This is a genomic window from Rhizobium sp. Leaf384, from assembly GCF_001424065.1.
In the GTDB taxonomy this organism is placed as follows: domain Bacteria; phylum Pseudomonadota; class Alphaproteobacteria; order Rhizobiales; family Rhizobiaceae; genus Ferranicluibacter.
In genome coordinates this window covers 1232916-1249045 of sequence record NZ_LMQE01000001.1, presented here as the reverse complement: position 1 = coordinate 1249045, position 16130 = coordinate 1232916, and the positions used below count along the sequence as shown (strand labels likewise).

11 protein-coding genes and 1 tRNA gene are annotated in these 16130 nt (G+C 55.9%); 5 read left to right on the top strand and 7 right to left on the bottom strand.

Features of this window, described 5'->3' with window-relative positions:
- Nucleotides 1-131: 131 nt before the first annotated feature.
- The gene (locus ASG25_RS05755) at nucleotides 132-1379 is read left to right on the top strand and encodes an amidohydrolase family protein (RefSeq protein WP_062470445.1); all 1248 of its coding nucleotides are present in this window, start codon (nucleotides 132-134) and stop codon (nucleotides 1377-1379) included.
- Between the two features lie 781 nt (nucleotides 1380-2160).
- On the opposite strand, the gene ASG25_RS05750 is transcribed toward ASG25_RS05755, so the two are convergent.
- The 5 genes from ASG25_RS05750 to ASG25_RS05730 all read right to left on the bottom strand — a co-directional run bounded on the left by ASG25_RS05750 (nucleotide 2161) and on the right by ASG25_RS05730 (nucleotide 10304).
- Nucleotides 2161-3804 carry a type I restriction-modification system subunit M gene (locus ASG25_RS05750; protein ID WP_062470442.1) on the bottom strand — a complete coding sequence of 548 codons (1644 nt, stop codon included), beginning with the start codon at nucleotides 3802-3804 and terminating at the stop codon, nucleotides 2161-2163.
- Nucleotides 3801-5024 carry an AAA family ATPase gene (locus ASG25_RS05745; RefSeq protein WP_062470439.1) on the bottom strand — a complete coding sequence of 408 codons (1224 nt, stop codon included), beginning with the start codon at nucleotides 5022-5024 and terminating at the stop codon, nucleotides 3801-3803. Before ASG25_RS05745 ends, ASG25_RS05750 begins: the two co-directional genes overlap by 4 nt.
- A complete protein-coding gene (locus tag ASG25_RS05740) occupies nucleotides 5021-6283 on the bottom strand; it encodes a restriction endonuclease subunit S (RefSeq protein ID WP_082479923.1) in 1263 nt (420 codons plus the stop codon). The genes ASG25_RS05745 and ASG25_RS05740 overlap by 4 nt, the downstream gene beginning before the upstream one ends.
- Nucleotides 6273-9296 carry a type I restriction endonuclease subunit R gene (locus ASG25_RS05735; protein ID WP_062470433.1) on the bottom strand — a complete coding sequence of 1008 codons (3024 nt, stop codon included), beginning with the start codon at nucleotides 9294-9296 and terminating at the stop codon, nucleotides 6273-6275. The genes ASG25_RS05740 and ASG25_RS05735 overlap by 11 nt, the downstream gene beginning before the upstream one ends.
- 336 nt (nucleotides 9297-9632) lie before the next feature.
- Nucleotides 9633-10304, bottom strand: coding sequence for a recombinase family protein (locus ASG25_RS05730; RefSeq protein ID WP_062470430.1), 672 nt, complete (start codon nucleotides 10302-10304; stop codon nucleotides 9633-9635).
- Nucleotides 10305-10631: 327 nt separating this feature from the next.
- On the opposite strand from ASG25_RS05730, the gene ASG25_RS05725 reads away from it, so the two are divergent.
- The 4 genes from ASG25_RS05725 to ASG25_RS05715 all read left to right on the top strand — a co-directional run bounded on the left by ASG25_RS05725 (nucleotide 10632) and on the right by ASG25_RS05715 (nucleotide 15287).
- The gene (locus ASG25_RS05725; RefSeq protein ID WP_062470427.1) at nucleotides 10632-11015 is read left to right on the top strand and encodes a hypothetical protein; all 384 of its coding nucleotides are present in this window, start codon (nucleotides 10632-10634) and stop codon (nucleotides 11013-11015) included.
- Nucleotides 11016-11193: 178 nt separating this feature from the next.
- On the top strand, nucleotides 11194-13353 hold the full coding sequence (locus ASG25_RS05720) for a bifunctional DNA primase/polymerase (protein ID WP_162242166.1): 2160 nt from the start codon (nucleotides 11194-11196) through the stop codon (nucleotides 13351-13353).
- A 121-nt stretch (nucleotides 13354-13474) separates the two neighbouring features.
- A complete protein-coding gene (locus ASG25_RS22605) occupies nucleotides 13475-13828 on the top strand; it encodes a hypothetical protein (protein ID WP_156466863.1) in 354 nt (117 codons plus the stop codon).
- Between the two features lie 367 nt (nucleotides 13829-14195).
- Nucleotides 14196-15287, top strand: a complete 1092-nt coding sequence (locus ASG25_RS05715; RefSeq protein WP_062470421.1) for a site-specific integrase — start codon at nucleotides 14196-14198, stop codon at nucleotides 15285-15287.
- A gap of 100 nt (nucleotides 15288-15387) precedes the next feature.
- Here ASG25_RS05715 and ASG25_RS05710 read toward each other — a convergent pair.
- A tRNA-Phe gene (locus ASG25_RS05710) sits at nucleotides 15388-15463 on the bottom strand.
- 376 nt (nucleotides 15464-15839) lie between these two features.
- A complete protein-coding gene (gene yacG / locus ASG25_RS22140) occupies nucleotides 15840-16130 on the bottom strand; it encodes a DNA gyrase inhibitor YacG (protein WP_082479921.1) in 291 nt (96 codons plus the stop codon).

The window sequence follows — 16130 nt, the reverse complement described above, 5'->3', positions numbered from 1 at the left end:
GCTATCTCCGGTCTTGCGTTCCCGCAAGAACCCGTTTCAACTTCGCCGACCCTTGCTGCAGGGCCCGGAACGGACTCGATCCGGGTGCGGCCTGCCGGGCATTTGAAGGCTGAAGCGATCGCAAGGCAACCATGACCATCGATTTCGTGATCCGCAATGCCCGCCTGCAGGGAAGGGAAGGCCTCGACGACATCGCTTTTACAGGCGGCGTCATTACCGGTATCGCCGCGAGCGCGACACGCGCCTTTGTGTGCGATGCGCCGGAGCGTGATGCCATGAGCAATCTTCTCTGTCGCGGCCTCGTCGAGACCCATCTCCATCTGGACAAGGCCGGGATCATCGGCCGGTGTAACCTCTGCACCGGCACGCTGGCCGAGGCGGTTGCGGAAACCGCCCGCGCCAAGGCCGCCTTCACCGAGGCCGATGTCTACGAACGGGCTGCCCATGTTGTGTGTCAGGCGATCGTCAACGGCACGAACCGCATCCGCACCTTTGTCGAGATCGACGGACGCGCCGGCTTTCGCTCGTTCGAGGCGATCCGCCAACTGCGCATCGATTACCGGGCCCTGATCGACATCGAGATCTGTGCCTTCGTGCAGGAGGGGCTGACGAACGACCCGGGCACGCTGGAGATGCTGGAGACAGCCTTGCAGTCCGGCGCGGATCTCGTCGGCGGTTGCCCCTATACCGATCCGGATCCGCAGGCGCACATCGCCGCCATCTTTGATCTTGCGGACCGCCATGGCGTCCCGGTCGATTTCCACCTGGATTTTGACCTTGATCCGCAGCAAGGCGATCTCCCGACGGTCATCACGGAGACGGTGCGGCGCGGTCATCAGGGGCGCGTCTCCATCGGCCACGTCACCAAGCTGTCCGCACTCCCGCCCGATCGCTTTGCCATGACCGCGCGGGAGATCGCGGACGCCGGCATCGCCGTCACCGTCCTGCCGGCGACCGATCTCTTTCTCACCGGTCGGAACGCCACCCATCTCGTTCCCCGCGGCGTCGCGCCGGCGCACCGGCTGGCGAGCCATGGGGTGCTGACGACGCTTTCCACCAACAACGTCCTCAATCCCTTCACGCCCTTCGGCGACATGTCGCTGCTCCGCATGGCAAATCTTTATGCCAACATCGCACAGCTCGGAACGGATCAGGCCCTTGCCGATGTCTTCGACATGATCACGCGCAATGCAGAACGGCTGTTGGGCGTCAACGCCGCAGTGCCGAAGGTCGGAGATCCCGCAACACTGGTCCTGCTCTCCGCACCCTCCGGCGCGAGCGCGATCGCCGGTCCGGCAACGGCCATCGCCGGGTGGAAGAACGGCCGGCAGACGTTCGACCGCCCACCGCCCCGGCTCTTTCGCGACGCCTTATCCTGACGAAGGAAGGGTCGACGCGACCCCGGCGAGGTGTTCACCATTGCGGCATCGGTCTAGGAAGCGCCTCGCAGCCGCGATCATTCCATCCAGCGTCTCCGTCCATATCGAAAGCTCTGTCGTGGTGGGAGCGGAGGAACCGATGAAAGAGCGGCGCATGACCAGGGCCCGTCGCGGGGTGAGTTCTCCACAATCAGTAAAGCTACTGGCACGCCTGCGTCAAAGCTGCGCTAACCTGAAACCGCGGCAGGCATGATGGGTCTTGAAGGAAAAGAGCAATTCTGCAGGCTGCGCGCGACAGGCGCTCACGTATGTCCAGCACAAGCGGGATCAAAGAGCACCTTAAAAACCAAGCATTTTGAGAGGGCTAATGGTGCCCGGAGGCGGCATATATATTCCTTTAATTTCCAGCCGCTTAAGTGGGAGCTGGACCATTTCCGATACCATACGGTCATTATGCTTTTGATTAAAGTGTCCAGCCCAATAGAGGGTCTGCAAAGGTCTGTTCTTATGGAATAAAAAGGTATTTCAGTTGTGGTATGAATTCTGCCGCACGAGACAGCAGATCCTAGACGGTATCGGGCTCAGTTGAGGCAGTAAACGGATCGCGTTGTGCGACGGGAGAAACCGGTTTAGGCTATCTTATTTTCACGGTGCGCAACCACATGCAAAGACTGGTAGATCAATGGCTCAATGACCATTGATGAGAGTATAATTCGCTCATGTACAACTCTATTTTTATGCTCTGAGTAATACGACCACTCAGTCTAGCAAAATGCCACGATCACTTATCAGTTATTGGCAAAGTAGATAGTCCTAACTCCTTTAGAAAAGCGTTATGTTTCGCTGTCGCCGAACGGACCTCACTCTCGATATTGACCAGTTCTCTCTGCGTGCCCGACAGATCGACTTCCTCCTCGCCCATAGCCGTGCTGATGTAGCGAGAGATGTTCAGGTTGTAGCCTTCCTCAGCAATGCGCTCCATGCTGATGCGCTTGGAATAGCGGTCCTCTTCCGTGCGAAATTGGTAAGTGGAGACAATCTTGCCGATATGATCCGGCGTTCCATTCTTGCCGTCTCCCAGCTTGTTTTGGCGTTTGTCCTTCAAGAAATGCTCTGCCGCGTTGATGAAGAGCACGTCGTCCGGCTTTTTGCACTTCTTCAACACAAGGATGCAGACTGGGATGCCCGTCGAATAGAACAGGTTCGCAGGCAGGCCGATCACCGTGTCGATGTGGCCATCCTTCAGAAGCTTGGTTCGGATGCGCTCTTCCGCGCCACCTCTGAACAGCACGCCGTGGGGAAGGATGATGGCCATAACGCCCTCATCCTTCAGATAGTGGAACCCGTGCAGCAGGAAGGCGAAGTCCGCGGCAGATTTAGGCGCCAGCCCGTAGTTCTTGAACCGCACATCGTCGCCCATCGCGTCCGTCGGTTCCCATCGCAAGCTGAAGGGCGGGTTGGCGACGATCGCATCGAAGGCAGGCTTCTTTGCAGGATTCAACTCGCGCAGGATGTCCCAGTCGTTGGTCAGTGTATCGCCGTGGTAAATCTCGAATTCAGTGTCTTTCACACCGTGCAGCAGCATGTTCATGCGCGCGAGATTGTAAGTGGTGATGTTCTTTTCCTGCCCGTAGATTCTGCCGATGCCGTGCGGGCCCATACGCTTTCGCACGTTCAGCAGCAGCGACCCGGAGCCACACGCGAAGTCGAACACGCTGGCGAGCCGTTCCTTCTTGCCGGTTGCAGGCTCCTGGCTGTCGAGCGTCACGATCGCGGAAAGGATGTCTGACACCTGTTGTGGGGTATAGAACTCCCCTGCCTTCTTGCCCGAACCGGCGGCGAATTGGCCGATCAGATATTCGTAGGCGTCGCCCAGCGCATCCACATCGGACGAGAACTTGGCGAGCCCTTTGGCGATCTCGGTGATGATGGCGCAGAGTTTGGCGTTGCGATCAGCGTAGGACCTGCCGAGCTTGTCAGAGCCGAGATTGATCTCCGAGAACAGGCCGCCGAACGTGCTCTGAAACGACTCGTTTTCAATGTATTTGAAGCCCGCCTGCAGGGTGTTCAGTAGTTCGTCGTTCTGGGTGCGCGCCATATGAGCGATGCTGTTCCAGAGGTGTTCCGGCTTGATGACGTAGTGCGCCTTGAGGCGCATCTGCTTTTCAAAAGCCGCAACATCATCGGGGTTCTCCGCGTACCAAACAGAGAGGGGCGAGCGCCCGCCATTGCCGATCGCGTTGGGATCGGGGTAGTCGCGCCCGAGTTCCTTCTTCGCGGCGATCTCGTAATTGTCAGAGAGGTAGCGCAGGAAGAGGAAAGACAGCATGTAATCGCGGAAATCGTCCGCGTTCATCGCCCCACGCAACGTGTCGGCGATGTTCCAGAGCGTTTTGCCCAGTTGCTTTTGGGTTTGGTCGTTCATTGTGCGGGTGCTTCCTCTGGAGCGGGCGCCGGGGCTGGGGGCTTGGCTGGAACAAATCCCGGCAGGGCGAAGTCAAACCGCGTGACGAACTCGCGCAGGATGCGGCGGAACAGTTCCTTGTTGTCCTCGCCCATTTCAGTGGGTTCGTGGATCGCATACGCGCCGTGGCTGAGCAGATTCAGGGCACGGTTGAACAGCGCCCGATCTTCCTCGTTGTCGAGCGCCTTGAGGCAGAAGTCCATGCCCGGATGCCCAAAGAAAGACGCCGTCTTCTCCATGATGCTGCGCAGGGCGTTGAAATGGAAGGTGTATAGCTTTCCCTCGGTGGGATCGGCGGCGCGCTGCAATTCAGCCAAAGCGGCGACGTGATGGAAGAACGGCGTGTCGTCGGTTGCCTGAAGCGTGTAGGCGCCGTCGCCGCCCGGGCGGTGCAGGAAATAGCGCTTGTGGGTGATCTTCGGCTCGCCGTCGATCCGCCTGCCGACTTCGTTGCACATCACGTTGAAGAACAGCGCGTGGTGCGAAGAAAAGATCACTTTGATCGGGGCGGCCCCACCGGCAGCATCCTTCCGCGTGGCTGCTCGGCGGAGAAGCTTGGCCAAATCGCAGGCCACTGAAATTGCGTTGTTATCATCCAGCGACGAGATCGGATCGTCGATGTAGAGGTACTTCTTCCCCTGATAGGATTCATGGCCATCCAGCATCCGTTCGCAGATGGCCATGAAGATGCACCAGACAAAGATGTTCTGTTCACCCCGTGACACTTTGATGTTGGTCTGATCGCCTTTTCGGAAGCTCACGAAATCCGGCTTGGAGATGGTCTCTTCGCCTTGCTGAACATCTTTATAGGTAAAGTCGAAATCGAAGTCGGCGTATCGGGAGAGGTAGAGATCGATCGTCTCTTCCAACGCGAGTTCCGTCATCGCGTTGAAGAAGGATGACTTTTCGTTCAGTTGCAGGCGGCGCACGCTGTCGCCGTCAAGGTCATTTTCCCAAACGAACAGATCCTCGGTGAAGGCATTGAAATAAAGCGTGTCGGGCGTGCCGGTCGGGTTCTTGGTCTTATGCTTGCGCTTGCCAGCGTCCTTGAACTGCATCGACAGGCGCGTCTTGCCGGTTCGGTTGTAGGCGTAAAGCAACAACAGGTCGGCGGCGTTCAGATCGTCCCGCAACCGGGTCACAAGCTTGCCCAAGCTCTGATAGGTTCGGATGCCGTTCATGCGTTAGCCTCTCCGACCAAGGGGAAAAGCTGCTGCATCAGCCCCTTCTTGTGGGCCTTCAGCGTGTCGAGCTTTCGAGCCTCGGCGGCGATTAGGTCGTCGAGGGCGGTGAGGCAGTCCGCGATGCGTTGTTGTTCGGGAAGGCCCGGAGCTAGTAGTCGCACCGAGGAGAACAGCGATTTATTGATGATCGGGACGGCCTGCTTACCGGCGAGCAACGCGATGCGATCAGAAGCATTCGACAAGGCAAAATAGACGAACCCACCCGAGTGCTTTGCGTTAGGGATGACCGCATTGATTTGCTGGTTCGTCGCGCAGTCGCGAACGTTCTGGGCGATTTTTCCAATCGTGGAACCGATGCACACGAAGAGGACGCTGCCCGCCCTGATTGGGCGAGTTTTCTCGAAGCCAGCCGCGGTCAGCGTGGTTCTGGTTTCGTCTACATATCTTAGCTCAGAGATGTCAGCGGGCGACACGAACGGGATGCCGCCTCCGTAAAGGCTAGGATCAGCCGTGCTGGGCGTGCTTCCTGTAATGACCTTACCAAAGTCGCCAACCGTCTTCTCTTCCCACTCACCCGTTCCCTCGAACTCGGGGAAGCGGAGGCGGGGTTGGGTTTCGCCTTCCTGGGGGAAAAGCTGCTGCATCAGGCCCTTCTTGTGGGCCCTCAGCGCCTTTACCTCCCGCCCCTGTACGGCAATCAGCGCGTCCGCCGAGTCCAGACAGTCGGCGATCTTTTGTTGTTCGGCTTCCTCTTTCGGAAGCGCCAAGCGCCCAGACAGAAAGGTTGCGTTGGTGATCTGAAGCGTGTTCTTTGCACCCTTCTGGCAGAGCGGCGAAAGGAACGCCTGCGAGCGCTCAGGTGCCTCGAAAAAGGCTTCGATTATCAAGCCCACATGCGGGTTCTTCGGCGTGAATACGCCATAGAGAGGTGAAAGGGCCACTTTCCCTTCAAACTTGCACTGTTTGACGATACCAAAGGGAAACGCCTTTAGCGGGCTTTTCGTGTAGACTACATCAAAGCGATGCCCGACATTGTAATGGGATGTGTCGGCGGCAGCGAAACTGCGTCCCAGATGTTCGATCTGGTTGACGATTCCGCTCTCCATCGAGACCGAGAAAACTTCGTAGCCACTGCCATTCTTAACTTTGTGCTCCGTCAGAACACTCGAAAGCGGCTCATAAGCCCAAGGGCCAGAGAACCCCGGAAAGCGTCGTTCAGGGATCGGTGCGGCAGACGATTTCCCCTTACTGCTCATAAGCGCTCAGCCCAGAGATTTCGCGGCCACCCGCGCGCTTCAACAGCAGCGGCATCAGGTCGGCCATCAGGTCCAGTTCCTTCACCCGCCGCGCCTTCCAGTTCAGGCCGAGGGGTTCCATCAGGTCGGTCAGTGCCTCTCCGTCAAAGATCATGCGTTGCAGGATGGTATCGACAAAGCCTTGCAGCGCCTCGGTCGCCAGCCCGTGCTCGCCAGCGATGCCCGCCAGTTCGGCTGCGTTCTTCTCCGACTTGAAGCGGCTGTAGCCCTCCCGGATGGCCTTTTCGCTTAAGCCCTCACCAGCCTTCAGGGTGTTGATATAGGCGGCGATATCCTCACTCTCATTCATGAATTTGGCATCGGACTGAATCAGGCCGATCAGCTCTGCGCGACTCATCTTCTGCTTGCCGGGCGCGCTTTCCGAATAGCGGGCGATCAGACCCATGATGTAGTCATAGTCGATGACAGCCGACGCGAAGAGAACGAACTCGAAATCCAGCTGATCGACATCTTGGCTCGGCTTGTCCGCGCTTTTACCCTGCTGTGCCCGCAGGCGCTGGGCTGTTTCCAGATAGGCGCCGCGAAAGCCAAGCAGGTTGTCGCGCGGCAGGACCTGTTCGATGGCGGTGCGGTTCTCGCCCGTCAGGTCGGTGTATTGGTCAAGCTGGGTCTTGAGGCGCTGCACCTCCTTGAAATGCTCGATGAAGGCGGCGCGGGCAGCGTCGCCCTTAAGGTTGGGCACCGCCTCAGGAGCGCAATCGAGGCCCTGCGACTTCATGAAGGTGTCGAGCTTCCGGACTGCCGTTTCCAGTTTCTGGATGACCACAGGGGCCTTATCGACCAGCCAAATCTCGCGAGCCTTTTCGGCAGCGGCCTCGCCCGAGAACAGCGCAATAGCGGCATCGACTGCGCCCTGTTGCTGGCGGAAGTCGAGGATGTTGCCATAAGGCTTGGTGGCGTTCAGCACGCGGTTCGTGCGCGAGAATGCCTGGATTAGACCGTGATGCTTCAGGTTCTTATCGACGTAGAGGGTGTTCAGGAACTTGGAATCAAAGCCGGTCAGCAGCATGTCAACCACGATCGTGATGTCGATCTTGTGGTGCGGCTGGTTGGGGTAAGCCTTCTTGAGATCCGCCTCCGGCCATTGCTGGTCTTTGATGCGCTTCTGCACATCCTGATAGTAGAGATCGAACTCGCCAATCTTGTGATTGGTGCCGTAGTGGGCGTTGTAGTCGGCGAGGATGGCCTTCAGGGCTTCTTTCTTTTTTTCCGGCTCGACTGCGTTGTCCTCCTTCTCCTGCGGCAGGTCTTCCTGGATCTGCTTCACATCAGGATCGCCCTCGGCGGGCGGGGAGAAGACGCAAGCGATGTTCAGCGGCCGGAAGTTGGGATCGACGGCTAGCTTCTCGGCCTGCATGGTCTTGAACAGCGCGTGATATTCGATGGCATCATTGATCGACGATGTGGCGAGCAAAGCGTTGAACCGGCGCTGACCGGTCGCGGCATCGTGCTTGGTCAGGATTGCCTCGATGATCGCCCGCTTGGCCAGCGGCTCGCCCGGCTTCGGCAGGGATTTGCCCTGCGGCTTGAAGTAGTCGACATGGAAGCGAAGGACGTTTCCGTCTTCGATGGCATGCGTGATCGTGTAGGTGTGAAGACGCTGCTGGAAGAGGTCTTCCGTCGTCTTCATGCTGGCCTGTGTGTCTTCAATCTTCTGATTAGCCGCGTTCTGGTCGAAAATGGGTGTTCCGGTGAAGCCGAAGAGCTGGGCGCGCGGGAAGAACTCCTTGATGGCCTTGTGGTTCTCGCCGAACTGTGACCGATGGCATTCGTCAAAAATAAAGGCGATGCGCTTTTCGCGCAGGGGTTCTAGCTGTTCCTTGAAGGACTTCTTGCCGTCCTTCTTCTGCTGCTTGTTGCGCTTGCTGTTTTCGTCCAGTGCGAGCCCCAGCTTCTGGATCGTGCAGACGATGACCTTGTCGGCATAGTCGTCTGAGACCAGGCGGCGGACAAGGGATGCGGTGTTGGTGTTTTCCTCGACGCAACCTTCCTGGAACTTGTTGAACTCCTCGCGCGTCTGCCGATCGAGGTCCTTTCGGTCCACGACGAACAGGCACTTCTCAATGTCCGGATTGTCCTTCAGCAGCGTTGACGCCTTGAAGGAGGTGAGCGTCTTGCCGCTGCCGGTGGTGTGCCAGATGTAGCCATTGCCGCAGTCTTGCGCGATCAAGTCGACAATCGCCTTCACCGCGTAGACCTGATACGGCCGCATCATCAGGAGCTTCTGCTCACTTGTGATCAGAACCATATAACGGCTGATGGTCTGGCCGAGCGTGCACTTGACGAGAAAGGTCTCGGCGAAGCTGTCGAGATGGACAATCTTCTTGTTGTCTACATCGGCGAACTCGTAGACCGGCAGAAAACGCTCCTCGGCATTGAAGGCGAAGTGGCGCGCATTGTTGTTCGCGAAATAGAATGTTCGATCGCGGTTGCTGACGATGAAAAGCTGAAGAAAGCACAAGATCGTCTTTGTATAGCCGTTTCCGGGGTCGTTCTTGTATTCGACGATCTGCTCCATGGCACGACGCGGGCTTATGCCGAGGGTCTTCAGTTCGATCTGAACGACCGGCACGCCGTTGATCAGGAGAATGACGTCGTAGCGATGATGGCTGTTGTCCGTGTTGATACGGAGCTGGTTGACCACCTCGAAGGAGTTCTTGCACCAGTCCTTGATGTTTACGAGCGTATAGTTGAGCGGCGTGCCGTCATCACGTGTGAAGCTGTTGCGCTCGCGAAGTGTTCGGGCCGCGGTAAAAACGTCAGGAGTGACGATCTCGTCGATGAGCCTCTGAAATTCAGCGTCGGTAAGAGTGACGCGGTTCAGGCTTTCGAATTTCTCACGAAAGTTCTGCTCTAGCGTATCGCGGTCTCGGATATCCGGACGATGTTCGTATTTTAGGTTCTTCAGCTTGGCGACGAGCGTGTCTTCAAGGCCTCTTTCAAGTGTGTGCATGTTAAGATTGTCACTCCGCAGGCTATCCACTCAGGCAGGCCTCTTTTGGATGATTCGAAATGTATAGCTGTCCAGCCTTAGGAATGGGAGCCCACAGTTAACGCAATCTCCGATTTTGGCAACCGAAGCAACGAGCTTCGTCGAAGAAGGGACCTATATTGAAGGAACAATCTCAGATCTTGCTGGCCATGCTTGCTGCCCTAGCGATCCCTTATCCCAACTATGTGTACAGTGGAGATTGCTAGCATAGATAACAGGGTATGATGCGCCGCCTCCCGCTTATGGGCAAGAGGCGGCATCCATCGTTCTACGATGTCAAAAAACCCAAGGCCCGAATTAACTGCAGCGCTTGATAATCCGCGATACGGCCATAGGCGACCACTCGCATCCGTTAGATGTTTTGAAGCCAAAGCTGTTCAGCGCGTCAGCAATGGCAGCTAACGACTTCGTGCCCTTGGACTGAAGGTCTTGAATGATTGGGAACATCTTTTTCGACGCTGCTAGAGCCTTCATTCTTCGGGCGCTTGCTCCGAGGGCACTCGCTTCAGCGAGATTGGTAAGGTTGCCAAGAGAAGCACCAGCAGCTTTCTTCCTAGCCAAAGCAGCCTTCGTTCTGGCCGAAATTAGTGCCCGCTCCTTCTCAGCCAACGCGGCATATAAGTGTAAAGTGAAGGGGTCAGCATCCAAGCCCAGCTCAGCCACGATGAATGGCACCCGTTGGACCATCAAGCCCGCAATGAAAGCGACATCACGAGATAACCGATCCAACTTTGAAACTATGACAGCGCATTTCAGCCTTCGTGCATTTTGAAGCGCTTCGGAAAGAAGCGGCCGTCGATCTAAGGCATCAATGCCCTTACCGGTCTCGATCTCCTCGCACCAGTGAACGACTTCCAGATCGTTTGCTTGTGCGAAAAGTTCAATCGCCTCTCTTTGGGCAAGAAGTCCCAAACCGGACCGGCCCTGCCCTTGGGTTGATACCCTGAGATATGCAACTACAGACTTCATCTTATCGCCGCTTTATCAGAATCATACGTCCGTATGGAAACGTTATGCGCACCGATTACACGCACTTGAAATGAGATTAGCCAGTTCATTCATTGAGGAGAAGGAGGGGGAGTACACCTTTTCTAAGTGAAATCAATTAGATAGCGCCCCCGCATCGCTTTGAAAACGTCTGGCAGAGGTTTTGAGTTTATTGACATTACAACAGAGGCATCTGCCTGCCTGGTGAGTTATGGTGCAAAAATCACCATTTAGATGAAATATTTGAACAACACGCAGTTTAATTTCCGATGTAGTAAATAAAAAATCCATAACGCAAAAGGAAAACACATGATCAGAATTTCACTAGATGGTTATCTATTCGGCAGGAGTGGAATTGTTTCGGCAAGTACATTTGCTCCTCGCGTCGGTCTTAAGGCAGATGCCTTCAGCAAGATGCTTGATAAAAATTACTTCCCCAATCCGGGACCAAACCGGACTATTGGCGGCGCTTGGTTCATCAGCAAGGGTATGGAAGGACCGTGGTGGCGCTGGCTGAGGAAGGAAGCAACCGACGAACAGATTGCCGACATTGTAGAAATCGTGCTGGAGGGCGACGCGTATGCTCGCGATTATCCGTTTAGGCAGGGTGTAAACCTTCGCGACTGGTTGATCGATGTGAGCGAAAACAATACTGGGTTTCGGTGGAAGCGCTTCTTCTGCCCTAATTTCTAACCCTCCTAACAAACCCATACCGAACTTCGTTGACTTAAAGTATCAAGAACAAAGAACAAAGAACAAAGAACAAAGAACCGAGAACCGAGAACCGAGAACCGAGAACAAAAATGTCATAGACGGCGTCTCTTATCGAGCGCTGTCGAAGTTCGAACTTCCCTCAATGAAGGATATCCAGATGGATAAGTTCGAAAATGCCTTGGCCCTTGCCAAGGAAGGTTGCTCTTTTCTTCCGCTCGTTGAACGAGAGAAGTTTCCAGCCCGCGCCTATAGCTTCAAGACCGCTAGCACTGACCCAGCCGATGCCGAAACATGGTTTCGGGTTGACAACTACAACTTAGGCATCGTGCCGGGTTTGGATGTGATCGTGTTGGACATCGATCCAAGAAACGGTGGCGAAGTTTCGTTTGCTCAGCTTGAAACCGATTTTGGCATATTGCCATCGACAATTGAGGTTGTGACCGGCAGCGGTGGCTTTCATCGCTACTACCGGCTTCCTTCAAAGAACGTTGGTCGCTTAAAGGCCCACCTTGCAAAGTATCCCGGCATTGATTTTAAGGGTCCTAATGGCCACCTCGTTGGTCCCGGTTCACTGCACCCAAACGGTAGGGCCTACTATTTCCGCGAGGGAATGGCTGCCGGAACGCATGAGATGGCATTCCTGCCAGAGAAGTTACTTGCCGTCCTTGCTGCCGATAGTGAATTTTCGCGATCTTCTGAGACGATGCCGCATGCGAGTTTTAACGGCCCAAAGCCTAAGGCTGCCGGATTTCTGGCAGGATGTGCGTGGGCTGACGATTTTTTGAATTCGCCGTCCTCGGTGACCGAGCCGCAGTGGTTCTTGGCGGGTAACCTGCTCGCTCACTGTGATGATGGCAGGGAGGTTTTTCATCAGCTATCGAAGCCCGACATTCATCGCTACAATGCCGGAGACACAGACGCTAAGTTCAATATTGCGCTTACCTCAAGTACAGGGCCTACTCTTTGCGGCACGGTCGAGGGTTCAGGGTTCGATGGTTGTTTGCGATGCCCATTTCACGGTCTGATTAAGAGTCCTATCAGTCTAGCATACGAGACGCGGGAGGTGGCAGCTCTTCAGCGGGAATACGCGTATGACACCAGCGCAGAGGGTTGGCGGCGGCTTCGTGACTGCAAGGTTATAAAGCCCGCAGCATTCAATGACACGTATCGCCACCTTTTAAAGGAAGGGCCGCACGCTGCACTCGTGGCATCAAAGCGCACTCGGAAGGTGGATAGAACAGTCTACACCCCCGGCGAACCACGTTTGATTTATCCTGACGGGCAGTCCAGCGTTTGCAACAGCTGGCGCGACACGGGTTGTTCCGCTTCACTTGGGAAGCACGACGTCTTTGACGCGCATCTGGCTTATCTTTTTCCGGAGCCTGCTGAACTGGAGCATGCGCTGAATTGTTTAGCTCATCTGGTTCAGCGCCCGGGGCAGAAGATCAAGCATGCTTTCCTTTTGATCGGCGGACAGGGGACGGGAAAGTCTTTCATCGAGAGACTTTGCACTTCCTTGTACGGCACGGAAAATGTGCGAAAGAGCGATGCAGCGTCTTTGGCAGGAAATTTTCGTGCGAAGCTCACGGATGTGCAGGTTTTGTTGTTGGGCGAGATGATGCTGCAGGACAAGGTCGAGGCATACAACGCCACAAAGGAGCTGATTTCCGAAGAGACAATTCAGGTCGATGAGAAGTATGTGAGGGCTTACGAAGCGATGACGCCACGCCTGATCATCACATCCTCAAACCACCTGCGGCCAATCAACATTGAGCCTGACGACCGTCGGTGGTTCATCGTACATGGGCCGGTCGAAAAGCAGAGTCGCGAATATTATGACAAGCTTTACGACGAAGCCTTTAGTTCGGAAATCGAGGCTTTCAAGAATATGCTGATGACTAGGGATCTTGGCGCGTTCAGCGCTAATTCGGCTCCACCGATCACCGCTGCCAAGGGGCGGATCGCACTGGAGAGCAAGTCATCTCTTGCACAGTCTTTTATCGAATGGATCGAAGACGGTTCTTCGCCATTCGAGAAGGACCTTGTGTCCGCAGATGATATTGCAGGCAAGTTCGCCGCACCGTCGTTCATTCGGGGGCGTTTTGCATCTCATGGAATAGTGACGCCGCAGAGGGTGGTGTCAGCGCTCAAGGCTGCAGGGGCGGCGGCATTCTCCAATGGAAACGCCGTCCAGATGACAGACAAGAGCAAGAAGAGGCTGTGGATCATCCGCAATCATCAGCTCTGGTTGACGCAGACTAACGAAGCAGCGCGGGCTCACTTGAGCGGCGCTGCCAACACATCACTTGCTGCGTAACGCCTAGATCGGCAGATCGGGAGATCACCCGAATCTGAAAAGATTATAATGACATCTGTTTTTATAAACTTTTCATTTTCTCTGATCTTCCGATCTCCTGATCTCAAGAGGAGATCGAATTTTGAAATCGTCATTGCGACAGCTCCACGCCACCCCTGCCGACCTGCTGGCAAGTCACGCGCCTTGGGACGTTGTCTCAACCAAACAACTGGCGTTACTTTTAAAAATTGACCCCGCTACGCTGACAGTATGGCGCTGGCGCGGTGTTGGTCCCTCCATTGCGGAAGGCTCTAGCGAAACGAGACCACGATATTTGATTTCGGACGTGGTTGCTTGGCTCTATTCAAAAAGCGGAACTGATGTCGCACCCGGCAGAATCACTCGCACCTACTTAGAGAAAAATGGCTTTCACGATGCCGCTACCTACTCCGATGAGCAGGTAGCGCGCCTGGTATTGACTATATCGCAGCTCTGAACGCTACCAAGTTGCCTTTGCCCGGTTAAAACCGATTCCCACGCTTCATCTTGTTCATGGCCGCTCCTAGATGCTGCGAGCAACCAATGCTGGAACTCGCCGTGACCGACCCTATTGCATCCCCACACAATCGCCATACCGCAGTACCGCTACCAATAGTGCTCGGGTTAAACCGAGCGCAAGCAGCGGCATTTATCGGGGTATCTCCGTCGCTTTTTGATGAGATGGTCAAAGATGGCAGAATGCCTAGACCGAAGACCGTTGGAGCACGTAGAATCTGGGACCGTCGTAAGCTGGAGGCCGCGTTTGGCCGATTGCCCGGCAGCGATGTCAACGAAGATAACGACAGTTGGAGCGTGTCACTCTAATGCCCAGAAAGTTTTCCAAAAAGTACATAATCGAGGACCGCACCGACGGCGTGCTTCGATTCTATTTCCGGAGGAAAGGCCAACGGAAAATACGCTTGCCTGGAGTACCGGGTAGCGATGAATTTAACGCAGCCTATTACGACGCCTTGAACGGCGTGATGAAAGAGGAGCGGATTTCTCCCAAGCTTTCATCGCGCGGGACGCTACGCTGGCTGTGTGAGCAGTATTTCCAATCCGCCGAGTTCAAGCTGCTGGACAGCCGTACTCAGTACGTTCGGAAGCTGCTTATAGAAGGGATGCTCAAAGAACCTATCAGGCCAGAGTCGGAAAAGCTGTTCCAAGACATGCCGCTCTCTGCGTTTGGCGCAAAGGCAGTGCGAGTGTTGCGGGACCGAAAAGCAGAAGTGCCTGAAGCCGCCAATGGGCGCTTGAAGGCACTCCGCGCCGTCTTCAATTGGGCGACGCTCAAGGACGTCGAACTCGCTCTGACGAACCCGGCTCGCGACGTTCAATACTTCAAGACAAGCTCAGAAGGGTTCCACTCATGGACACAGGCGGAAATCGCTCAGTTTGAAAAGCGCCACCCTGTCGGCACCAAGGCCCGTCTTGCGCTGGCGCTGATGCTTTATACCGGCCAGCGTCGAAGCGACATAATTCTCTTTGGTCGCCAACACATTGCCAACGGTTGGATAAAGTTCACGCAATTTAAGGGCCGCAATAGAAAGCCAATCACGTTGGAGATACCGATTCACCCTGAGCTTCAGGCGATCATCAATGCGTCACCATGTGGCGATCTGACGTTCTTGGTGACGGAGTTCGAAAAGCCGTTCACCTCGAACGGATTCGGCAACTGGTTCCGTAAGCGCTGCCGGGAGGCCAATTTACCGGAGCATTGTAGCGCCCATGGTATTCGCAAGGCGTCGGCTTCGCAGCTCGCCGATAGAGGAGCGACAGAGCATCAGATCATGTCGATTACTGGCCATACGACATCTAAGGAGGTGACGCGGTACACCAAGGCCGCGCGTCAGAAGGTTCTTGCCAAAAGCGCTGTGAGCCTCATGGGAAGGACGGCTGCAAGCGACATTGACTGACCAAAAGCGGAACAAAAGTGTCCAGCTTTTAAGCCTATTTTGTCGCCTCTGGTCGTTCAGGATAGATTTTCTGAATGAAAACAATATCGCAATAGCGATATGGTGCCCGGAGGCGGATTTGAACCACCGACACGCGGATTTTCAATCCGCTGCTCTACCAACTGAGCTATCCGGGCATACCGGCTTCGAAGGCCTTTGAGACCGTGGGGCTTTGGTTTTCCCCGGGAAGCGAGCGGGGTTATAACATCTTGTTCGGAGGTGTCCAGCCGCAGATGGCGTTTTTCTGACAGAAAATTCGTTTGCGGAACAACCTGTTGATAGAGCTGCGCTTATCACGGCGGCCGAAGCGCCCAAAGCGGCAGCAGGACGCTGGATCGGCGGCCGGCACGGTGCCTGCGCTCCCAGCCGGGCTCATGCAGGTCGCCCGAACGTGTGCAGCGGGTTCGGGAAACGACATGCACCCAAACAAGACGCTTTAGAGCGAGCCACTGGGCACGGCGGCATTGCTGCCATCCCGGCATCCCGGCGTTGGCCTTTTCCTTAAGCGGTCGGCTATTCGTCGTTGCGGACGCCGCTCTGCAGCGTGTCGTCGGGATTGTCCTCGTCCTGCGAAACGGGGATGGCGTAGGCGCCGGTCAGCCAGCGGCTGAGATCAAGGTCGCGGCAGCGGTTGGAGCAGAAGGGATAGTGCTCGCGGTGGGACGGGCGGCCGCATTCCGGGCAGGGCACGGTCTTGCGCAGCGGCGCGACATTGGAGGCCGGCTTGGGCTGGGCGCCGCCGTCGGTTGCCGCTTCGTCCTGGGTCTTGCGGCCGCCTGGCGTTTTCGGGGTGTCGCTGCTCAT